Origin of the sequence: Streptomyces sp. NPDC002994, assembly GCF_040611155.1 — a bacterium.
Taxonomy (GTDB): domain Bacteria; phylum Actinomycetota; class Actinomycetes; order Streptomycetales; family Streptomycetaceae; genus Streptomyces.
The window spans coordinates 162,942-184,627 of record NZ_JBEXNQ010000015.1 but is presented as its reverse complement, the minus strand read 5'-3'; the positions used below and the strand labels follow the sequence as shown (position 1 = coordinate 184,627).

Annotated in this window: 16 protein-coding genes and 1 pseudogene; 8 read left to right on the top strand and 9 right to left on the bottom strand. The window is 69.7% G+C overall.

The genetic code is table 11. The features are described from left to right. Nucleotides 1-509: 509 nt before the first annotated feature. The 3 genes from ABZX79_RS21800 to ABZX79_RS21790 form a co-directional block, all read right to left on the bottom strand. Entirely contained in the window at nt 510-1,535 is a 1,026-nt protein-coding gene (locus tag ABZX79_RS21800; RefSeq protein WP_355260016.1) for a DNA-3-methyladenine glycosylase 2 family protein, read from the bottom strand. An 86-nt stretch (nt 1,536-1,621) separates the two neighbouring features. After that, nucleotides 1,622-2,704: an NDP-sugar synthase gene (locus ABZX79_RS21795; protein ID WP_355260013.1), complete on the bottom strand. Its 1,083-nt coding sequence runs from the start codon at nt 2,702-2,704 to the stop codon at nt 1,622-1,624. A gap of 85 nt (nt 2,705-2,789) precedes the next feature. After that, nucleotides 2,790-4,220 (bottom strand): peptidoglycan recognition protein, encoded by a 1,431-nt coding sequence (locus ABZX79_RS21790; RefSeq protein ID WP_355260010.1) that lies wholly within the window; start codon nt 4,218-4,220, stop codon nt 2,790-2,792. A 139-nt stretch (nt 4,221-4,359) separates the two neighbouring features. On the opposite strand from ABZX79_RS21790, the gene ABZX79_RS21785 reads away from it, so the two are divergent. The 4 genes from ABZX79_RS21785 (at nt 4,360) to ABZX79_RS21770 (ending at nt 10,250) form a co-directional block, all read left to right on the top strand. Further along, nucleotides 4,360-5,124: a TIGR03089 family protein gene (locus ABZX79_RS21785; RefSeq protein ID WP_355260007.1), complete on the top strand. Its 765-nt coding sequence runs from the start codon at nt 4,360-4,362 to the stop codon at nt 5,122-5,124. 152 nt (nt 5,125-5,276) lie between these two features. Further along, a complete protein-coding gene (locus ABZX79_RS21780) occupies nt 5,277-6,536 on the top strand; it encodes an LCP family protein (RefSeq protein WP_355260004.1) in 1,260 nt (419 codons plus the stop codon). A 217-nt stretch (nt 6,537-6,753) separates the two neighbouring features. Then, nucleotides 6,754-8,496, top strand: a complete 1,743-nt coding sequence (locus ABZX79_RS21775) for an LCP family protein (RefSeq protein ID WP_355260002.1) — start codon at nt 6,754-6,756, stop codon at nt 8,494-8,496. Between the two features lie 50 nt (nt 8,497-8,546). Next, on the top strand, nt 8,547-10,250 hold the full coding sequence (locus ABZX79_RS21770; protein WP_355259999.1) for an LCP family protein: 1,704 nt from the start codon (nt 8,547-8,549) through the stop codon (nt 10,248-10,250). Nucleotides 10,251-10,304: 54 nt separating this feature from the next. Here ABZX79_RS21770 and ABZX79_RS21765 read toward each other — a convergent pair whose 3' ends face one another. Next, entirely contained in the window at nt 10,305-11,321 is a 1,017-nt protein-coding gene (locus tag ABZX79_RS21765) for a glycosyltransferase family 2 protein (RefSeq protein WP_355259996.1), read from the bottom strand. Nucleotides 11,322-11,511: 190 nt separating this feature from the next. Here ABZX79_RS21765 and ABZX79_RS21760 point away from each other — a divergent pair, with 190 nt between their 5' ends. Continuing rightward, nucleotides 11,512-12,873, top strand: coding sequence for an LCP family protein (locus tag ABZX79_RS21760; protein ID WP_355260097.1), 1,362 nt, complete (start codon nt 11,512-11,514; stop codon nt 12,871-12,873). A gap of 18 nt (nt 12,874-12,891) precedes the next feature. Here the strand turns inward: ABZX79_RS21760 and ABZX79_RS21755 are convergent, their stop codons facing one another. Then, a complete protein-coding gene (locus tag ABZX79_RS21755) occupies nt 12,892-13,446 on the bottom strand; it encodes an acyl-CoA thioesterase (RefSeq protein WP_355259993.1) in 555 nt (184 codons plus the stop codon). 108 nt (nt 13,447-13,554) lie between these two features. On the opposite strand from ABZX79_RS21755, the gene ABZX79_RS21750 reads away from it, so the two are divergent. Next, the gene (locus ABZX79_RS21750; protein WP_355259990.1) at nt 13,555-14,841 is read left to right on the top strand and encodes an LCP family protein; all 1,287 of its coding nucleotides are present in this window, start codon (nt 13,555-13,557) and stop codon (nt 14,839-14,841) included. On the opposite strand, the gene ABZX79_RS21745 is transcribed toward ABZX79_RS21750, so the two are convergent. The 3 genes from ABZX79_RS21745 to ABZX79_RS21735 form a co-directional block, all read right to left on the bottom strand. After that, nucleotides 14,842-16,017 (bottom strand): amidinotransferase, encoded by a 1,176-nt coding sequence (locus tag ABZX79_RS21745; protein ID WP_355259987.1) that lies wholly within the window; start codon nt 16,015-16,017, stop codon nt 14,842-14,844. It lies immediately after the preceding gene. A 62-nt stretch (nt 16,018-16,079) separates the two neighbouring features. Continuing rightward, nucleotides 16,080-16,598, bottom strand: a complete 519-nt coding sequence (locus ABZX79_RS21740) for a hypothetical protein (protein ID WP_355259984.1) — start codon at nt 16,596-16,598, stop codon at nt 16,080-16,082. A 192-nt stretch (nt 16,599-16,790) separates the two neighbouring features. Then, on the bottom strand, nt 16,791-17,963 hold the full coding sequence (locus ABZX79_RS21735; RefSeq protein ID WP_355259981.1) for an acyl-CoA dehydrogenase: 1,173 nt from the start codon (nt 17,961-17,963) through the stop codon (nt 16,791-16,793). A 177-nt stretch (nt 17,964-18,140) separates the two neighbouring features. On the opposite strand from ABZX79_RS21735, the gene ABZX79_RS21730 reads away from it, so the two are divergent. Together ABZX79_RS21730 and ABZX79_RS21725 are read left to right on the top strand one after the other, a co-directional pair. Then, entirely contained in the window at nt 18,141-19,487 is a 1,347-nt protein-coding gene (locus ABZX79_RS21730; RefSeq protein ID WP_355259978.1) for a UDP-glucose/GDP-mannose dehydrogenase family protein, read from the top strand. Nucleotides 19,488-19,823: 336 nt separating this feature from the next. Next, nucleotides 19,824-19,961: pseudogene (locus ABZX79_RS21725) on the top strand (VOC family protein); the annotation flags it as partial. Nucleotides 19,962-19,971: 10 nt separating this feature from the next. Here ABZX79_RS21725 and ABZX79_RS21720 read toward each other — a convergent pair. After that, nucleotides 19,972-21,207, bottom strand: a complete 1,236-nt coding sequence (locus ABZX79_RS21720) for a dipeptidase (protein ID WP_355259975.1) — start codon at nt 21,205-21,207, stop codon at nt 19,972-19,974. Between the last annotated feature and the right edge of the window lie 479 nt (nt 21,208-21,686).

The following is a 21,686-nucleotide window of genomic DNA, read 5'->3' as shown; positions in this document are numbered from 1 at the left end:
GCCGTCTCCTCGGACGCCGAACGTTCGGGCACTCGATTTGTTCGGGCCCGTTGCATTCGACGCCCTGCGGGGAGCGACCCGACACGTCCCCTCCTGCCACCGCGACACGCGAAGCGGGGCGGGGCGCACGCCCCCTCTGTGCTGGGGCGTTGGGGTCGGTGCCGCGCCGGGCCGTCTCCTCGGACGCCGAACGTTCGGGCACTCGATTTGTTCGGGCCCGTTGCATTCGACGCCCTGCGGGGAGCGACCCGACACGTCCCCTCCTGGCACCGCGGCACGCGAAGCGGGGCGCACGCCCCGCTCAACGCCGGGGGCATCTGAAACGACCGCGGGGCCGCAGGCGGCGGTGGGCGACTGGCCACTGGAAGGCTGCGCCTCTCAGCGGGCCGGGTGGGAAAGCGCGGCGCGCAGCGCCGAGGAGTGGCCACCGGGGCGCAGGCGCCGACGCCAAGGGAAAGCTGTGCCTCTCGACGCACCGGGCGGCAGGGGTTGGTGGTGGGTGCCAGGGGTTACAGGGCGGCTATGTTGCGCGGGGTCATTCGGGGGGCGCGGCGGGGTGGGGTTTGGCCTGAGAGGAGGATCAGGCGGGCCACTCGGTGGCGCTGGCCCGCGTACGGGGCCAGGAGTTCGAGCATGGCCGCGTCGTCCGCGTTGCGGTTGCCTGCCAGGGCGTACCCGACCGTGCTGGGGAGATGGTAGTCGCCTACCGACACCGCGTCGGGGGCTCCGTTGCTGCGCTGGAGGGTTTCCGCCGCCGTCCAGGGGCCGATGCCCGGGATCAGTTGCAGGCGGGCCGAGGCGTCGTCGAGGGACATCTTGGACGCTTCCTCCAGGCGTCTCGCCACCCGTACCGCCCGCAGGATCGTCGCCGAGCGCTTGCTGTCGACGCCCGCGCGGTGCCACTCCCAGGACGGGATGAGGGACCAGGTTCGGGCGGAAGGCATGACGTGCATACGGCCGTCCACCGGGCCCGGGGCCGGTTCGCCGTACTTGCGGAGCAGCAGGCGCCACGCCCGGTACGCCTCGTCCGTCGTGACCTTCTGCTCCAGGATGGAGGGAATGAGGGATTCCAGGACCAGGCCGGTGCGGCCCAGCCGCAGGCCGGGGCGGCGGCGCCATGTCTCGGCGACGATGCGGTGTCGCGGCACGAAGGTGGACGGGTCGTCCAAGGAGCCCAGGAGGGGCGGGAGTTGGGTCAGGAGCCAGTCGGCGCCCTCGCCCCAGGCCTTGGCCTCCACCGCGCCGTCGCGTGCCGCTATCCGCAGGGTGCCCGGGCCCGCCGGCGTGCGGCACGTACGCCAGAAGGCGCCGTCGGGGGTCGTACGGAAAGAGGGGTCCGCCGGGCCGCGGCGGAGTGGGCCGAGTACCAGGGCGAGGTCCAGCGGTCCCGGGGGTGTCCAGGTCCGGGTGCGCGCGACCGTCTCGCCGTCGGCAGGTGTGGGTGCGCTCTGGTGCGGGACCGTCGGCGGCGTCGCCGTGTCGCCGCCCCGCACCGGGGTGCGGGTGACGGGGCGGGGCGCGAAGCGGCCTGACACGGGTGCGGTCCTTGGTGGGGCGGTGGTGGGAGCTGCTGGGGTCGAGCCTACGGGGTGCCGCCCCTGGCCGACGCGCGTCCGCGCGGTTACTGGTCCGACGAGAAGCGGAGCGCGGCGTCGGGGAGCGATGCGCCGCACCACACCCGTACGCCCTCGCGCAGCTCGTTGTCCGCCCCCACCGTCGCGCCGTCCCCGATCACCGCGCCGGACACGACCGTACGCGCGCCGATCCTGGCGCCCGCGCCGATGAGGGAGTCGGTGATCACTGCGCCCGCCCCGATCACGCAGTCGGGGAGGAGTGCGCTGCCGTCGATGCGGGCGCCCTCGCCGACGACCGCGCCCTCGCCCACCACCGTGCCGCCGGTCAGCTTCGCGTCGCCGGCTACGGACGCCGTCGGCAGGACCAGGCGGTCGCCGCAGCGGCCCGGTACCGCCGGGGACGGGGCCCGGCCCAGGACCAGGTCGGCCGAGCCACGGACGAAGGCCTGCGGGGTGCCGAGGTCCAGCCAGTACGTCGAGTCGACCATGCCCTGGAGGTGCGCTCCCGAGGACAGGAGGTCGGGGAAGGTCTCGCGTTCCACCGAGACGGGGCGGCCTGCGGGGATCGTGTCTATGACCGAGCGGCGGAAGACGTACGCCCCCGCGTTGATCTGGTCGGTGACGATTTCTTCGGGCGTCTGGGGTTTTTCGAGGAATGCCGTTACCCGGCCCGTGGGGTCGGTGGGGACGAGACCGAAGGCTCTGGGGTCCTCGACGCGGGTGAGGTGGAGGGATACGTCCGCGCCGGATGCGGTGTGAGTGGAGACCAGGGCGCCGATGTCCAGGCCGGTGAGGATGTCGCCGTTGAAGATGAGGACCGGGTCGTCGGGCGACGAGTGGAGGCGTGACGCCACGTTGCGGATCGCGCCGCCGGTGCCGAGGGGCTCTTGCTCGGTTACGTACTCCAGGTGAAGGCCGAGTGTGGAGCCGTCGCCGAAGTAGGGCTCGAAGACTTCGGCGAGGTACGACGTCGCGAGCACGATGTGCTCGACTCCGGCCGCCCGCGCGCGGGCCAGCTGATGGGTCAGGAAGGGGACGCCTGCCGCCGGGACCATCGGCTTCGGTGTGTGAACGGTGAGCGGGCGCAGCCGGGTGCCCTTGCCGCCGACCAGGAGGATCGCTTCAGTCACCTTGTCGTCTCTGCTTCCTGCTGGGGCCGGCCGGGTACGGGCAGGCCAGTGTATGCAGACCGTTCGATACGCCCCGGCCCGCCCGTCAGCGGCCCTGAAGGCGGGCCGAGGCGTCCCGGGCCTCGTCGAGCTTGTTGTAGAGGCGGCCTCCCGGGCAGTCGGTGGTTACTCCGTCCCGGTGTCCGGAAATGACTTTGAGCTTGGCGATGGTGCCCTTCTTGTACCGGTTGCCGCCCCCGGACTTGAGCGTTGTCGTGGCGCGCGGGTTCGCGCCGTACAGGCCGAGCTTCCAGGCGGTGAGGCGGGCAACAGCGTTGACCACGACGGCGGGTGGGTTGGCCTTGCTGTAGGTTCCGAGGACGGCGATGCCCGTGCTGTTGCTGTTGAAACCGAGAGTGTGCGCCCCCAGGACGGGTTTTGCCACACCCCCTGCCCGGCCTTCGTAGATGTTTCCGCACTTGTCGACGGCGAAGTTGTAGCCGAAGTCGCGCCAGCCACTGCTCTTGACGTGGTAGCGGTAGATACTGCGCAGGACTGAGTCGGCCTGCGAGCAGCTGTAGTTGTTCCCGGTCGCGCTGTGGTGCACGAAGGCCGCCTTGACGCGGCGCGTGTAGGCAAAGTCGCGCTCGCGCAGCTGCTCGTTCGCGCCCCATCCCTTGCGCGTGACGATGCGCGGGCGCGGCCCGATGCGGGGCTTTCCGCCGCCGAGGACGAAGGTCTGCTCCTCCGTCTCCGCCTTGCTGAGGGCCGGGACTTCGGTGGCGCCGAGCGGTGCGAGATCGGCGTTGACGGCCGAGGCCGCGGCGTCCTCCGCGGTCATGACCGTGGTCCGGGGGTCGTCCGCGTCGTCTTCGGTGGCGGTCTGGGCCGCGGTGTCGTCGGCGTTGCTGTCGGCGGCGTCGCCGGCCGCGTCGGCTTCGGTGGCTTCGGTGGCTTCGGTGGTTTCGTTGGCGGTTGTCGTCGTGCCCGCAGGGGGGTCGTCGCCCGGGTCCACCAGTTCGAGGCGCAGTCCGGACGGGAGCGGGGTGGCGCCGCGAGGAGTCGCGGCGCCCTCGGGCCGTACCCGTACCTCTACGCCGTCGCTGTCACCCACCCACAGGGGCGCGGTCGAGCCGCGCACCTTCCCCGTCTCGCGCTCCGCCGTACCGGGGTCGGCGGCGTGCTCGTGGTTGTGCGTCTCCAGGTACTGCCAGCCGGTCCAGGCGCCCGTCCCGGTGGCGCGGGTACGGACCTGGACCGTGCCGTGGAGTTCGGCTTCGACGTCGTCCCAGACCACCCCGACCAGCGAGAACGGTCTGGTGTCGCGCTCCGGCAGGCCCTGTGGCGCGGTGCCCGCGGCCCGGTCGGTCCCGGGAACGTCGTGTGGTGGGAGTGGCGCGAGTGGCAGCGATTGGGTGAAGCCCGGTGGCGCCGTACTCGTAGGGGCAGCGGGAGCCGGGGCGGCGTTGGCAGCGGTGGGCAGGACCAGAGCGGCGGTGCACGCGACTCCGATCGCGGAAGCAAGGAATGCACGCATGCAGTAGATCTTGGGCATAAGTGGATAAATATGTCCATTGGGGAATTGACGGGGCGTCGGCCGAACCGGTGTACGGGCGGCCCTCCCGAGCCCGGGCCGCACGGCCTCCGCGCGAAGGCACCGGCGTACTCTTGCGCGGGTGAACGCCACCGATCGCACCCCCGCCGACCTGCTGCGATCCGCGCTCGCCGCGGACCCCGCCCAGCCCCTGGTCACCTTCTACGACGACGCCACCGGCGAGCGCGTAGAACTGTCCGTCGCCACCTTCGCCAATTGGGTGGCGAAGACCGCCAACCTGCTCCAGGGCGACCTCGCCGCCGCACCCGGCGACCGACTCGCGCTGCTGCTGCCCGCGCACTGGCAGACCGCCGTCTGGCTGCTCGCCTGTTCGTCCGTCGGTGTGGTCGCGGAGGTGGGCGGGGACCCGGCCGGCGCCGACCTGGTGGTCAGCGGACCCGACACGCTGGAGGAGGCGCGGGCCTGCGGCGGGGAGCGCGTGGCGCTCGCCCTGCGGCCGCTGGGCGGCCGCTTCCCGCAGCCGCCCGCCGGATTCGCGGACTACGCCGTCGAGGTGCCGGGGCAGGGCGACCGTTTCGCGCCGTACGCCCCCGTCGACCCGGACGAGCCCGCGCTGCGGGTCGGCGGTACGGAGCTCACGGGCGCCCAGCTGGTCGAGCGGGCTCGCGCGGACGCGGCGAGTCTCGGGCTCGGATCCGGGGCGCGGCTGCTGTCGGGGCTGGAGTACGACACGTGGGAGGGGCTGTCCTCGGGACTGTTCGCGCCGCTCGCCGTCGGCGGTTCCGTGGTGCTGTGCCGGAATCTCGGTCAGCTCTCCGAAGAGGGCCTCACCAAGCGGATCGAGAACGAGCGGGTCACCAACACGGCGGTACTACAAGCGCCCTGAGGGCCACCCGTCCGGCCCACCGGCTGCCGAGCCCTCCCCCCGCAGCGCCAACTCCGGTAGATGATCGACGGTACGCACCGCACAACCAAGCGCGAGGTTCAGCCGTCTACCCCTGCGACCGGCGGCCACAGCGCGCCGCCGACTCCGTAAGGATGGACGCAGACGTGACCGACAGTGCTGGCACGCCCTCCGGACCGGACACCCCGACCACGGAAGGTGCGGACGAGGACCTGAGCGCGGGTGCGGGTGCTGGTGCGGGTGCTGGGGCAGAGGGCGACGCCAACGGACATCCGCGCTGGCTTCGTTGGACCGCCCTCGGCGCCTCCTTCGTTCTCCTCCTCGCGGCCGGCGTCGGCTGGTGGCTCTACCGGAAGCTCGACGGCAACATCACCACGGACACCAACGCCGCCGCCGAGCTGGAGGCGTACGAGAAAGAACGCCCCACGCCCATCGCGCTGGACGCCCAGAACATCCTGCTCATCGGGTCCGACACGCGCTCCGGCAAGGGCAACAGCAAGTACGGGCCCGACCAGGGCACCCAGCGCTCCGACACGACGATCCTGCTGCACCTGGCCGGGGACCGTAAGAGCGCGACAGCCGTCTCGCTGCCGCGCGACCTGATGGTGGACATCCCCAGCTGCCGGAAGGCCGACGGCACGCGCACGAAGAAGCAATCCACCCAGTTCAACTCGGCGTTCGAGCTCGGCGGCACGGCGTGCACCATCCGTACGGTCGAGCGGCTCACCGGCGTCCGGGTGAACCACCACATGGTCATCGACTTCGCGGGCTTCAAGGGGATGGTCGACGCGGTGAACGGCGTCGAGATCTGCCTCAAGGAGCCGATCGACGACGAGGACGCCCTGCTCCGGCTGGACAAGGGCCGCCAGAAGCTGAACGGCGAGCAGGCCCTCGGCTTCGTACGGGCCCGCAAGACCATCGGCGACGGCAGCGACACCGAACGCATGGAACGCCAGCAGCGGTTCCTCGGCGCGCTGGTGAACAAGGTGCAGAGCAACGGCGTACTGCTCAATCCGACCAGGCTCTACCCGGTGCTGGACGCGGCGACGAAGTCCCTCACGACCGATCCCGGGCTCGACTCGCTCAAGGACCTGTACAACCTGGTGCGCGGCATGCGGGACATCCCCACCGAACAGGTGCAGTTCATGACGGTGCCCCGTCAGCCGTACGCTCAGGACCCGAACCGCGATGAGCTCGTGGAGCCGGACGCGAGCCGTCTGTTCAAGCAGCTGCGCGAGGACGCGCCCGTTTCGGTCGTGCCAGCGGGCTCCGAGAAGCCGGATAAGAACGACAAATCCCCGGCAGATGAGAAGCCGGACGACTCGGGGTCGGCGAGCCCGAATCCGACGCCGACTTTCACCGGCAGCAATGCCGCCACCGACGAGTGCGAGTAAAGCGATAGCCAAAGCCTGACCGGCAACAGAACGGATTGGGCGTATTGCCCAGTTGTAAGGCCAGTGGAATTTGTCACGGACGTCGCCCCACGCTGAACTGGGCAGATAGTGTGACGCGATCCGGTGCTTCCGGCCCTGAGGTCGCACTGCTGGAACGAACGCCAGAGGGCCTGGGGGAGGCGCCTCATGTGGCACCCGACGGAGGACTCAAGCAACCGTGGATGCGCAAAACCGTGGGCGGGCGGACGAAATCGACCCCGCAGACCAGTGGGTTCTCAACCCGGACACCGGTCATTACGAATTGCGACTGGACCAATCCGCTGGGCGATCGCCTGCGGCGGCCCCGCCCCGGAGAGCTGCGTCGAGAACGAACACCCGTGAGCGGACCGCAGGCCCCCGGCGCGAAGTCCCCGTCCAGCGCAGCCGACGGGCCTCGAACGGCACCCGGGGCGCGGGCGGCTCGCGCGATTCCGGCGGCGACGGCGGCGCGCCGCAGGCCGGCCGTCGAAAGCGCAAGGCGAAGAAGTCCGGCAAGAAGAAGGCGCTGCTGTGGACCGGCGGCGTCATGGGCTTCGTACTCGTCGGCGTATCGGTCGGCGCGTACCTCGTGTACGACCGCCTCAACGGCAACATCGACTCGGTGGACGTCGGTGACGCGGCCAACGGCGCCTCGACGGACGGGCCGATGAACATCCTGATCATCGGCACCGACAAGCGCACCGGCGCGGGCAACGAAGGCTACGGGGACAAGAAGAACTCGACCGGCCACGCCGACACGACCTTCCTCTTCCATGTCTCGGCAGACCGTACGAACGCGACCGCCCTGAGCATCCCCCGCGACCTGAAGACCGACATCCCCGACTGCCCCACCAAGCATGCGGACGGCACGGAGACGGTCATCCCGGGGACGCCGTTCACGAGGTTCAACGAGAGCTTCGGCGTGAACGGCCGGGATCCGGGCTGCACCATGCGTACGGTCCAGAAGATCACCGGTCTCCCGATCAACCACTTCATGATGGCCGACTTCAACGCGGTCAAGACGCTGACCACCGCGATCGGCGGCGTGGACGTCTGTCTGACCGAGCCCATCAAGGACAGCAAGTACTCCCAGCTCAACCTGTCGGAGGGGAACCACAGGATCCAGGGCGAGGACGCGCTCGCGTTCGTCAGGAACCGGCACGGCCTCGGCAACGAGAGCGACCTCGACCGGATCAAGATGCAGCAGCAGTTCATCGCCTCGATGATCCGCAAGATGAAGGAAGACACCCTCGGCAATCCGAAGAAGATGTTCGACCTCGCGGACGCGGCCACCAAGGCGCTGACGGTGAACAAGGAAATCAGTGACGTTCCGAAACTGAAGGCCCTCGCCGAGGAGCTCGGCCGGATCAACATCAAGAACATCGCCTTCACGACGATCCCCGTGGTCGACAACCCTGCCGAGACGGTCAAGGCGACCGTCGTTCTGCACCCGACCGAGGCCCAGCCGGTCTTCAACGCCCTGCAGAATGACGTCTCCTTCACCGACGTGAAGAAGAAGAAAAAGGCCGCCAAGAGCAAGCAGGCCGCACTGCTCAAGGGCCCGCGGGCCGAAGCCTCCGAGGTTCGTGTCGACGTCTACAACGGCAGTGACACCGCCGGGGCCGCGCAGAACACCCTCAGGTGGCTCCAGCTCGAGCAGGGCGTGCTCAAGTCCACGAACAAGAGCAATGCCCCGGAGAAGATCGCTAAGACTAGTCTTGAGTACGCACCGAACCAGGCCGACCAGGCGCGCAAGCTCGCGGACCTGATGGGCCTGCCCGCCGCGGCGCTCAAGAAGGGCAGCGCGGACGCAGGGGAGATGGAGCCGATGGTGCTGACTCTCGGCGCCGACTTCAAGGGCGAAGGGGTGCCCATCAGCGGTCCGGTGAAGGCGCCCGAGGTGGACAAGGTTCAAGCAGACCAGAAGATCTGCGCCAAGTGAAACCGGGTCACCGGATTATGCGGCGCGCCTGAACAACAGGGGGGCCAGGGGTGGGACAGAACACCGTGCGTGGGGCGCGGACGCGGGGAGGCGTCCGAGCCGCCGACGGAAGAGGCTGGGACGACAGCCTGCACGAGGGCGGGCCGGAGGGTGCCGGGGACAGGGACGGTACGCCGCCGACCCCCGCGAACCAGACCTCCGACGGCACCGGGCCGCCCCGGCGGCGCGGCGGCCCGCACCGGCGCGGCAGACGCGGTAAGCGGCGGGTACTGCGCTGGGTCGCCTCCGTGCTGTCCCTGCTGATACTCGGCACGGCCGGCGCCGGATACCTCTATTACCGCCACCTCAACGGCAACCTGAAGAAGGAAGAACTCAACCTCGGCGACAAGCCGATGGTCGATCACAAGGTCAACGCAGCGGGCCAGACCCCGCTCAACATTCTGCTCATCGGCTCCGACGCGCGTAACTCCGACGCGAACAAGCGGCTCGGGGGCGCCAAGAAGACCTTCGACGGCCCGCCGCTCGCCGACGTACAGATGCTGCTCCACGTCTCCGCCGACCGCAGCAACATTTCGGTGATCAGCATGCCGCGCGACACGTTGCTGAAGATGCCCAAGTGCACGGACCCGGAAACCGGCGAGGTCTACCCGGCGACGACGAATCTGCGCATGACCAACGCGAGTCTCCAACGCGGCGGTCCGGGCTGCACGGTCGCGACCTGGTACCAGCTGACCGGCATCACCATCGACCACTTCATGATGATCGACTTCTCGGGTGTCGTCTCCATGGCGGATGCCATCGGCGGCGTCCCCGTCTGCGTCACGGACAACGTCCGCTCGCGCAACAGCAAGGGCGAGGGCTCGGGTCTGGAGCTCGAGAAGGGCGAGACGTACATCAAGGGCGAGCAGGCCCTCCAGTGGCTTCGCACCCGCTACGGCTTCGAGGACGGCACCGACCTCGCCCGCACGCACGCCCAGCACATGTACATGAATTCGATGGTCCGCGAGCTGAAGAAGAACACCAAGCTCAGCGACCCGAACAAGCTGCGCAAGTTGGCCGAGGCCGCCACCCGGGCGCTCACCGTCGACGACCGGCTCGACACCGTCAAGAAGCTGTACGACCTCGGCGAGGAACTCAAGAAGGTCCCGACGGCCCGGATCACCATGACCACCATGCCGTCGGTGCCCTCGGCGGACAACAACCGGGTCCTCCCCAAGCCGGGCGAGGCCGAACTGCTCTTCAAGATGGTCCGCGAGGACACGCCGCTGGACGGGAAGGCCTCGAAGAAGCAGAAGCCGAAAGCCTCGAAGGATCCGGCAGCGCCGGACGCGGAGATCGGCGTGATGGTGCGGAACGGCACCTACACGGACGCCCTCGGAGCGGCGACGGGACGCGCGACCGAGGTCGCCGACGTACTCGCGGAGAAGGGCTTCACCCAGGCCAAGGCTGACCCTCAGCGCGATCCACAGGAGCGCACTACGGTCTACTTCCCGAGTGTCGACCTGGAGGGTGACGCCCAGGCGGTTGCCAAGTCGCTCGGCCTGCCGCTCAGTTCGGCGAAGAGGTCTACCGATGTCTCGGGCGTCACTCTTGTCGTGGGCGCGGACTGGCGGACCGGCAGCACGTACCCCAAGTCCGCGGCGAAGGACGACGACAAGGACAAGGACGAGGCCCTCAAGTCCGCCCGCGCCCTGAATGGTGACGACGCCAATGCCTGCATGGAGGTGCAGCCCGGCTTCACCTGGTCCGACTGAGTCGCCGAGACCACCACAAGTGCTGCCGACCCGTGGTCGGCAGCAATTCGGTCGTCAGACCGTCGTGGTACGGACCGCCGGGCGGCGGCTCGCGATGACCTTCTTCGCGAGCGAGCGCGGGCTGGTCAGGAAGCCGAAGCCCCACGACATGTGCATGGTGGCCAGGGCGACGGGGATCTGCGCCCGGGCCTTCAGCGACAGACCCTTGCCCGCCGGGACCGAACCCGCCACGATCGCGGCCAGGTACCCGGCCGGGATCACGAAGCCCCACGGCGTGAGCGCCGCGCCGACGACGATGCCCGCCGCGATCGCGCAGACGGCGGTCGGCGGTGCGAGGTAGCGGAGGTTGATGGAGCCCGCGTGGTAGCGGGCGACTACGTGGCGCCAGCGGCCGTAGTCCTTGTACTGCTTGGCCAGGGCCTTGACGGAGGGCCTCGGGCGGTACTGGACCTTGAGCTCGGGCGAGAACCAGATCAGGCCGCCCGCCTCGCGGATCCGGAAGTTCAGCTCCCAGTCCTGGGCGCGGATGAACTCCTCGTTGTAGCCACCCTGCTGTTCGAGGGCCTCGCGGCGGAAGACACCCAGGTACACGGTCTCCGCCGGCGCAGCCTCGCCACCCGTGTGGAACGCCGCGTTGCCGACGCCGATCTTGGAGGTCATCGCGGCCGCGACCGCGTCCTCCCAGGCGTTCTCGCCCTCGGCGTGCATGATGCCGCCGACGTTCTGCGCGCCCGTCTCCTCCAGGAGGCGGACGGCGGTCGCGATGTAGTTCGGAGAGAGCATCCCGTGGCCGTCGACCCGCACCACGATGGGGTGCCGGGAGGCCTTGATGGCCGCGTTCAGCGCTGCGGGGGTACGGCCCGTGGGGTTCGGGACGGTGTGGATACGAGGGTCTTCCCGTACCAGCTCGGCGGCGATCTCCTCGGTCCGGTCCGAAGACGGGCCGATCGCGATCACCACCTCCATCTCGCCGTCGTACTCCTGCTCCAGGATGTGACGGACCGAGTTGCGCAGATGCCGCTCCTCGTTGAGGACCGGCATGATCACGGAGACTGCGGGCGTGGCGTTCATATCGGGGTCACGTTACCGCGAATGGGGGACACGGACGCACGGCGGCCGCGTCGCTGCCCGAGGCGTTGATCGTATGGGCTTACGTTGCCTGTGATCCCCCCTTGCCTTCGCGGAGGTGTCCCACGTGCCCAAGTCGCCCCGTCCACAGCCGGGCCGCAGTCGAAGGCAGGACGAGCGCCCGCAGTGGTCGATGCGCCTGTTCACCACGATCTCGGTCCTTGTGCTGTGCGCCGGTGGCATCGGTCACGCGGTCGTCACCGGGATGGAGACGGGCATCGAACGGGTCGACCCGTTCAAGGACATGAAGAACCGTCCCGTGGCCGGCGACGGCACGAACATTCTGCTCGTCGGCACCGACGGCCGCGACAAGATCACGCCGGAGGAGAAGCGGAAGTACCGGCTGGGCGGCGCCCCCTGCCACTGCACCGACACGATCATGGTGGTGCACCTCTCCGCCGACAAGGAGCGCGCGAGCATCGTGAGCCTGCCGCGCGACAGCTACGCGGAGGTGCCCGAGCACACCGACCAGTCCACGGGCAAGCACCACAACGCGCACCCCGCGAAGATCAACGCGGCGTACGCGGAAGGTGGGCCCGGGCTCACGGTGCGGACCGTGGAGCACATGACGAAGGTGAAGATCGACCACTATCTGGAGGTCGACTTCACCAGCTTCATGAAGACGGTGGACGTGATCGGCGGCGTGCAGGTGTGCACGGTCCGCCCGCTCAAGGACAACTACACCGGCCTCGACCTGCCCGTCGGCACCCACCAGCTGAACGGCGGCCAGGCCCTCCAGTACGTCCGCTCCCGCCACATCGACGGAGCCGCCGACTTCGGCCGCATGCAGCGCCAGCAGCGCTTCCTCGCCGCCTTCATCGCCAAGGCCGGCACCAGCGGCGTCCTGCTCAACCCGGTGAAGTTCCGGCAGGTGACGTCCACGCTGCTCAGCTCCGTGCGTGCCGACAAGGGCTTCGGTACGGAGGAGATCCTCGCCCTGGGGCAGGCGATGCGCGGGTTCACACCCGCGTCGTCGGAGTTCACGTCCGTACCGATCGCCGGCGTCAATCCGCCGATCGAGGGCATCGGCTCGACCGTGAAGTGGGACGAGGCGAAGTCCAAGAAGCTCTTCCAGAACCTGCGCGACGACAAGCCGCTCGCGCCGCCGCGCCCGAAGAAGAGGGCGACGCTGGTCGACGTGGCACCGCAGCAGGTCGCCGTACAGGTCTACAACGGGACGCTGACCCGGGGCCTGGGCAAGCGCGTGGACGACGCGCTGCGCTCCACCGGCTTCAGGACCACCCGCTCCCCCGAGGACGCGGACCGCAACGACGTGCGGCGCACGCTCGTCACCTACGACCCGCGCTGGGACCGCTCGGCGAAGTCACTCCAGGCGGCGCTGCCGGGGTGCGAGCTGCGGGCGGTGGAGGGGCAGGGGCCGCTGCTGAAGGTGATGGCGGGTACGGACTTCAAGGGCGTACGGGCGGTACAGGCGGACGATCCGTACCAGGGCGAGTTCGGTACGGTCACCGGCGACCAGGTCGTATGCCCGTAGGGCCTGTGCCGCACTGCGTCAGTTCTCCAGGTCCAGGCCCTCGGCGGCGCGCTTGTCCCGCAGCTCCTTGATCGCGCGGCGCCGCGCGAGGCGGTGCGTGCGGCGGATCTGGGCCTCCTGGTAGCGGCGCCGGTCGCGCTCCGTCTCGGGTACGACCGGCGGGACGCGGCGGGGCTTGCCGTCCGCGTCGACGGCGGCGAACACGAGGTAGGCGCTGCCGACCTGCGTGGCCGGGGTCGACTCGTTCCAGCGCTCGGCCAGGACGCGTACGCCGACCTCCATCGAGGACCGGCCCGTCCAGTTGACCTGCGCTTTCACATGGACCAGGTCCCCGACCCTGACCGGCTCCAGGAAGACCATCTCGTCCATGGAGGCGGTGACGGCCGGCCCGCCGGAGTGCCGGCCCGCGACGGCACCCGCCGCGTCGTCCACCAGCTTCATGATCACGCCACCGTGCACCGTGCCGAGGAGGTTGGTGTCGCTGCCCGTCATGATGTGGCTGAGCGTGGTGCGGGAGGCCGCGGTGGGCTTGCCCGGAATGTCTTCTTCCGGATGCTGGGGCTGGTCTGTCATGCCGTCCACCTTATGCGGGGCGCACATTGCATCAGCTCTGCAACAGCCCTGCCCCGATTTCCTACCCGCCCTGTAAGGCGCCCCCCTCTTACCTGCACACTGTTGCGCATGAGCGACTGGCCGGACGGATGGAACGACCGCAGCGACCCGCACGGACGCGGCAGCGGCGGCGCGCAGCCCGAGGGCGCGCGGGTGATGAGGCACGTGCAGCGTGGCCAGGTCCCGCCGCCCGCGGGCCCGGCCCCGGTGCCTCCCGTACGCGGCCCGGTGCCGCAGCAGTCGCCGGGTTACGACGACGGCTACGGCCAGGGCGGCTACGGCGACGGCTACAACACCGGCCAGGTCTACGGCGGCGGTCGCTCCGCGTCCGTGCCTCCCGGCGGCCGGCCGCCCCGCGGGCCGCGCGTCGGCCCGGCGCCGGACTGGAGACGCCGTATCAAGCTCGGATCACTGACGCTGGTCGTCGTGCTCCTCGCCGTCTCCATCGGCACGTACTTCTGGGCCGACGGCAAGCTCAAGCGCGAGGTCGACCTGGCGAAGGTCATCGAGCGGCCGGAGGCCGGTGACGGCACGAACTACCTGATCGTCGGCTCCGACAGCCGCGAGGGCATGACGGCCGACGACAAGAAGAAGCTGCACACCGGGTCGGCCGAGGGCAAGCGGACCGACTCGATGATGATCCTGCACGACGGCTCCAACGGCCCGACCCTCATCTCGCTGCCGCGCGACTCGGACGTGGAGATCCCGTCCTTCGTCGGATCGGAGTCCGGCAAGACGTTCCCGGCCCAGGGGCGGCGCGTGAAGCTGAACGCGGCGTACGCCGAGGACGGCCCCGAGCTGCTCGTCCGTACCGTCGAGCACAACACCAACCTGCGCATCGACCACTACGTCGAGATCGGCTTCGCCGGCTTCGCCAACATCGTGGACGCGATCGGCGGGGTGGAGATGGACATCCCGAAGGCGTTCAAGGACAAGAAGTCCGGCGCGGACTTCCAGGCCGGCAAGCAGACCCTCAACGGCGAGCAGTCCCTGGCCTTCGTCCGTACGCGCTACGCCTTCGCGGGCAGCGACCTGGACCGTACGAAGAACCAGCAGAAGTTCCTCGCTGCCCTGGCAAGCCAGACGGCGACGCCGGGCACGGTCCTCAACCCGTTCAAGCTCTACCCGACCATGGGCGCCGGCCTGGACACGCTCATCGTCGACAAGGACATGAGCCTGTGGTCCCTGAGTCAGATGTTCTTCGCGATGAAGGGCGTCACGGGCGGCGACGGTACGTCGATGAACATCCCGATCTCGGGCAGCAGCGGCGGCAACCTGGTCTGGGACAAGGCGAAGGTCGCGCAGCTCGTGCAGCAGCTCAAGAACGACGAAAAGGTCACGGTCAAGGGCAACTAGTCAATCGAAATACGATTCGAGCGTGCCGCGACGCCGGACATCGAGTGTCGCGCAGTGGAACGAGCCACCGAACGGCGCGTAGTGCAGCAGGTCGCACGGGATCGGCTCGAACCCCCATTTCTCCAGCGCGCGCAGCATGGTGGTGTGGTGCCGCTCCGCGATCACCCGCTTGTCGTCGATCATGAGAATGTTCATGCTGAGCCACTTGCCGCACATCGAGGTGATCTTGAGCAGGCGCTCGTCGATCGGGTTGGGCTCGGGAGCGATCAGGACGTCCCACGAGCGCAGGACGTCGGGCAGGCGGTCGACGTCGATGTATTCGGGATTGACCAGTACCTTGCCGGGCGAGAGCACGAGGAACGTCGTGTCGATGTGCATGGGCATGCGGCAGCGGCTCTCGATCTCGTGGATGCGATAGCCGGGGCCGAGATGGCGACGCAGCCAGTCGATGCCCATTTGATTGGTGACGTTGCTGCGCGTAACGAACAGGTCGCGTCCCGCGCGCACGAAATCCGCCGCGTCGAACACCGGCTCGAACTCGGTGAGGATGTAGCGCATGGGCTCGCCGGCCTCGGGGATACGGAAATCCGCCTCGAAGAGTTCGTCGGTGAGCTGCGGCTTCGGCGCCGCCGTCCAGCGCGCGCCGCGCCGGAAGTAGTCCTTGAGGATCGCGCGATAGGAATGGGTCTCGAAATACCGGCACGGCCATGCCATCGGGGTCTCGATGATCTCGTCGCCGATCACGAGCATGCTGTCTCGCGGACAGGTGTTGCAAAAACCGCGCGACGACCAGTCGGGCGTGCTGAAGCGTTGCCTGTGCTGGACGGCGTCCGGGCGCCGGACCGTGACGCCGAGGGACTCCAGGAGAGTGACGAACTGATCGAGCTCAAGCTGCGCCCGCTCGGTCAGGACGCGCGGATATTTGAAGCCGGCGGCAAGCCCCTGCAACCGCGCCGCCCATGGGGGGATGTTGCAGGCCACGACCGGATGGTTGGTAGGGATCGTCGCGCCGTCGAGACGCCCGACGATGATCTCCTCCAGCGGGTCCCACTCGTTGTGTGAGTTGACTGGAGAAACGAGAGGTTCCGCAGCAGCGCCGGCGGTCGTGGCCGCGTCATTGTCTGCCGCATTGCCTGCCGCCGCCGTCAGAATGCCGGGCCTCTGCGCTGCCGCCATGATCAACCACTTCCGATTGCAGAAGTCAGTAATTCACCCTATCCAGCCGACCGCCGCGGTGGTCACACGTCAACGGCGTCGCGGAAGTTGAAGCAGCCCTCCAGCTTGGCGGTGTGCTTGCCGCCCGCGATGTCGACAGACATGGCGGCGAACATCATCCGGTGGCTCTCCCACTTGTCGGTGTACTTGTCGACGGTCAGCCTCAGCGGCACCCGGCTCTCCGATACCTGCCGGTGCAGGGACAGCTGGAGCGACGTGACCAGCATGCGCCTGCGGACCTCGGCCGGGCCCACCTTGGGGAACGCGGCGAAGACCGGGTCACCGTTGGCGTACGCGTACAGCATCGAGGCGAGCGTGTGATACGAGACGATCTGTGCCAGGACCGACCCGTGCAGCACCGGCCGGTAGGGCGCCCGGTCGCTGACATCAGCCGCGAGATCCACGTCGTAGACGCCGTGGTACGCCTCTCCGTCGAAGCTCAGGTCGGTGGCCCTCCACGGGGTGTGACACCAGGCGGCGGCGAGGTCCGCGTTGATGTCGGCGAAGCTGGGCCGCGAGGACGGCAGCTGGACGGCGGTCATGCCGATCACCTCTCCACTGGGGTCAGGCTGCTGGTCTACCCACCCGGTCGCCGGGGAACGCGAGGCGCCCTCCCGAATCACCCGATCCGGCGACCGCGGTCGCCGTGCACCCGGGGACAAGCAACGAACGCCCCTGCCGTTTCCTGGCAGGGGCGTTCGTTGCTCGCTTCGAGCGGTTCGGAGACAACCGTTCTACGGCAGGTTCCTCGCCATGACGATTCGCTGGACCTGGTTCGTGCCCTCGTAGATCTGGGTGATCTTCGCGTCGCGCATCATGCGCTCGACCGGGTAGTCACGGGTGTAGCCGTAGCCGCCGAGGAGCTGGACCGCGTCCGTGGTGATCTCCATGGCCGCGTCGGAGGCGTAGCACTTGGCCGCGGCGCCGAAGAAGGTGAGGTCCTCCTTTTCACCTCCGGCGGACACGCGCTCGGACTTGGCGGCGGCCGCGTACGTCAGCTGGCGGGCGGCCTCCAGCTTCATCGCCATGTCCGCGAGCATGAACTGCACGCCCTGGAAGTCGCCGATCGGCTTGCCGAACTGCTTGCGCTCCTGGACATAGCCCTTGGCGTAGTCGAGGGCGCCCTGGGCGATGCCGAGGGCCTGGGCCGCGATCGTGATGCGGGTGTGGTCCAGGGTCTTCATCGCGGTGGCGAAGCCGGTGCCCTCCTCGCCGATCATGCGGTCGGCGGGGATGCGGACGTTGTCGAGGTAGACCTCGCAGGTCGGCGAGCCCTTGATGCCGAGCTTCTTCTCCGGGGCGCCGAAGGAAACGCCCTCGTCGGACTTCTCGACCACGAAGGCGCTGATGCCCTTGGAGCGCTTGGTGGGGTCGGTGACCGCCATGACGGTGTAGTACTCGGAGACACCGGCATTGGTGATCCAGCGCTTCACGCCGTTCAGGATGTAGTGGTCGCCGTCGCGGACAGCCTTCGTCTTCATCCCCGCCGCGTCCGAGCCCGCGTCCGGCTCGGACAGGGCGTACGAGAACATGCCCTCACCCTTGGCGAGCGGCGTCATGTACTTCTTCTTCAGGTCTTCGCTGCCGGAGAGGATGACCGGGAGTGAGCCGAGCTTGTTGACCGCCGGGATCAGGGAGGACGAGGCGCAGACGCGCGCCACCTCTTCGATGACGATGACCGTGGCCAGCGCGTCGGCGCCGGCACCGCCGTAGGCCTCCGGGACGTGGATGGCCTGGAGGTCGGAGGAGACCAGGGCGTCCAGCGCCTCCTGCGGGAAGCGGGCCTCCTCGTCGACCTCGGCGGCGTACGGCGCGATCTTCGCCTCGGCGAGCGAGCGCACCGCGTCACGGAGCATGTCGTGCTCTTCGGACGGGCGGTACATGTCGAAATCAGGCGAGCCTGCCAAGGTCTCTCACTCCCCAAGGATGCTAACTACCGTTAAGTAACCCCAATTTTAGGGGGCGGGGCGGCTGTAGGGATACGTGAGCTTGCCGACAGGGGGCGGTATGAGGAAAGGTCCGCTCCGGCTTGCCCGACTATGCTCGGGCCGAATGCCTGCCCGTACCTCTCTGGAGCTCCCCACATGGCCCTCAAGATCACCGTGATCGGCACCGGCTACCTCGGCGCCACCCACGCCGCGGCCATGGCTGAGCTCGGATTCGACGTGCTCGGGCTGGATGTCGTGCCCGAGAAGATCGAGATGCTGGCCGCCGGCAAGGTCCCGATGTACGAACCCGGGCTCGAGGAGCTGCTGCGCAAGCATGTCGCGGGGATCGAGGGATCGAGCGGGCGGCTGCGCTTCACGACCTCCTGGGAGGAGGTCGGGGCCTTCGGCGACGTTCATTTTGTCTGCGTGAACACGCCGCAGAAGCACGGTGAATACGCGTGCGACATGAGTTACGTCGACTCCGCCTTCGCCTCGCTCGCGCCGCAGCTGACCCGGCCGGCGCTCGTCGTCGGCAAGTCCACCGTCCCGGTCGGCAGCGCCGCCCGGCTCGCGAATCTGCTGGCGGAGCTGGCGCCGGTGGGGGCGGACGCGGAGCTGGCCTGGAATCCGGAGTTCCTGCGGGAAGGGTTCGCCGTGAACGACACCCTTCATCCCGACCGGATCGTCGCCGGCGTGGAGAGCGAGCGCGCGGAGAAGATGCTGCGCGAGGTGTACGCCGGGCCGATCGAGGAAGGGTCGCCGTTCGTGGTGACGGACTTCCCGACCGCCGAGCTGGTGAAGACCTCCGCCAATTCTTTCCTGGCGACCAAGATTTCATTCATCAACGCCATGGCCGAGGTGTGCGAGGCGGCTGACGGCGATGTCGTGAAGCTGGCCGAGGCGATCGGGCACGACGAGCGGATCGGGAAGAAGTTCCTGCGGGCGGGGATCGGCTTTGGTGGCGGGTGTCTTCCCAAGGACATCCGGGCGTTCATGGCGCGCGCCGGTGAGCTCGGGGCCGACCAGGCGCTGACGTTCCTGCGCGAGGTCGACTCGATCAACATGCGGCGGCGCGGACACATGGTCGAGCTGGCGCGCGAGGCGGTGGGCGGCAGCGGCGGCTTCCTGGGGAAGCGGGTCGCGGTGCTGGGCGCGACGTTCAAGCCGGACTCGGACGACGTACGGGACTCGCCGGCGCTCAATGTCGCCGGGCAGATCCACCTCCAGGGTGGCCAGGTGACGGTTTATGACCCGAAGGGCATGGAGAACGCGCAGCGCCTCTTCCCGACCCTGGGATACGCGCCGACCGCCATCGACGCGGTGCGCGGCGCGGACGTGGTGCTGCACCTGACGGAGTGGCGCGAGTTCCGGGAGCTGGACCCTGAGGAGCTGGGCGAGGTGGCTTCCGTACGGCTGATCCTGGACGGGCGCAACGCGCTGGATCCGGAGCTGTGGCGTGGGGCGGGCTGGACGTACCGGGCCATGGGGCGGCCGAAGGCGTAGCGGTTTGCTGGTTGAGGGCGCCCCCTCGGGCGCGGGCTGCGGCCGGCGCTCGAGGGGGCGCTCTTCGCGTGGTCCCGGCTTTGTGCGGCTCGCGCGGTGCTGGTGCGTTTTCGCCCGGCTGCGGCTGCGTGCCGGCGGGCTGCGGTTGCCGCGCTGGCCCTCCGTACCGCCGTGGCCATCGCGGCGGAGACCGCCGACGGGAGCCGGCTGCGCCTCAAGGCGTGCGAGGCGGCGTCGGGTCTGCCGGGCGCAGGGCGGTCGCGCCCGCGCGGTCCTCGGTGACGGAGCTGCTGGGCGGGGACGCCACGCGGCGACGAGGGGATGGGCGTCGCCGGGTCGGTCGACGATCTCGAGGCGGTGGAGGAACGGGTGCTCGCGCTCGGCGCGGAGCCGCTGGATGCGGCGGGCCGCGGGCGAGGGTGGCGGTACTACGCCGACCCCGCCCGCGGCCCGTTCTGCCTCTGCTCCTCCTGATCGACCGGCGTCACGGCGCGGTGGGGATGGGGCGGCGTCGGCGGGTGGCTCGGGACGTGAACTCCGTGTCCCGTACCACTCGCGCCGCGTTGCCCCACGTCAGCAGGGCGATGTCGGCCGCGTCCCAGCCGCGGTCGAGCAGCTCCGCGATGAGATGCGGGTAGCAGGAGACGTCCCGGAGGTCGTCCGCGTGCGGTACGTCCGCCACGTCCGCCCCGTACATCCCGCTGAGTCCCACGCACTCCGGGCCCGCCACCTCGCGCACGTGGTCCAGGTGGTCCGCCACCCGGCGCACGGTCTGTTCGGGGGCGAAGCCGACCATGCAGACGCCCTTGTCGGGGGTGAGTGCGCGCAGTACGTCGTCGGAGGCGTTCGTGGGGGTGTCGGTGAGGGCGCGGGCGCCGGAGTGGGAGAGCAGGACCGGGGCGCGGCTGACGGACAGCACGCCGTGCACGGCTTCGCGCGGCGCGCCGGTGAGGTCGATGAGCACGCCGAGGCGGTTCATCTCCCGTACGACTTCCTGGCCGAAGGGGGTCAGCCCCTCCCCCTTGGCGCCCGCCCAGCGCGTGCCGGCGAACGCGACGCTGCGCACGCCGAGTGCGTGGTACGCGCGGAGCGTGCCCAGGGACTCGCCGAGGGCGTGTCCCGAGACGGGGCCGAGGAGGGAGGCGATGCGGCCGCAGTTGCGGGCGTCGGCCATGTCTCCGGCGGTGAGGGCCAGGCGGAGGCCCTCGGGGTAGGCCGCCACGACCTTCTTGACGAGGTCGATCTGTTCGAGGGTGGCGCTGATGGCGCGGTCGCCGGCGTACTCCGCCGGGACAAGCAGGGACCAGAACTGGGCACCTACGCCGCCGGTGCGCAGGCGGGGGATGTCGGTGTCCAGGGTGCTCTCGCCCAGTTCGAGGTCGTGCCACTGGCGCTGGCCGAGGGTCCAGGCGAGACGGTTGTACCCGTCGGCGACGGGGTGCGCCGCGAGGAGGGCGTGGGCGCGGCTGAGGCTGTCCTGGGGCTCGGGGGGCTGCGGCTCGGCGAGCTCGGGCGCGGGCTCGGGCTCGGGCTCGGCCACCAGCTCAGCGAGCTCGGGCTCGGGCTCGGGCTCGGTGAGTTCTGCGGCCGGCGCCGGCCCGGACACGGACTCCGGTGACACGGGCGCGGTGCGCTTCGGGACGGCCGCGGGCGCTATTCGGTCGAGCTCGCCGACCGCGGCGGTGGACGAGGATTGCGGGTCGTCCTGCAGATCTGCCATGACGGGGCTCCGAATTCATGGACGCGGTACGGCCACGGTGACACGGGAGCGGCGAGGGTTCACGGCGGGTGGTGCGTTCGGGGTACGGGGGTGTGGTGCGGCGGGGGCTGGGCGGTGTCCGGGGGGCGGAAGCCTGGGGCGCTGGGGTCGGTCCCGCGCCGGGGCGTCTCCTCGGACGCCGAACGTTCGGGTACTGAGTAGGTCCGGGCGGGTTGCGTTCGGCGCCCTGCGGGGAGCGCCCCGACACGTCCCCTCCTGGCACGGTGGTCCGCGAGGCGGGGCCGGGCGGAACCTGCCCCGCGCCCAACGAGGACGGCAAGCCCCCAGGCCCCCGGACACGGGGCGGCGCCCACAGCCACAGCCGCATCCCGGCGGGCAGGGCGCGCGCCACCCCGTTTCGCCTGTCACGGTGCCAGGAGGGGACGTGCTGGGGCGCTCCCCGCAGGGCGTCGAACGCAACGAGCCCAACGAAGCAACGC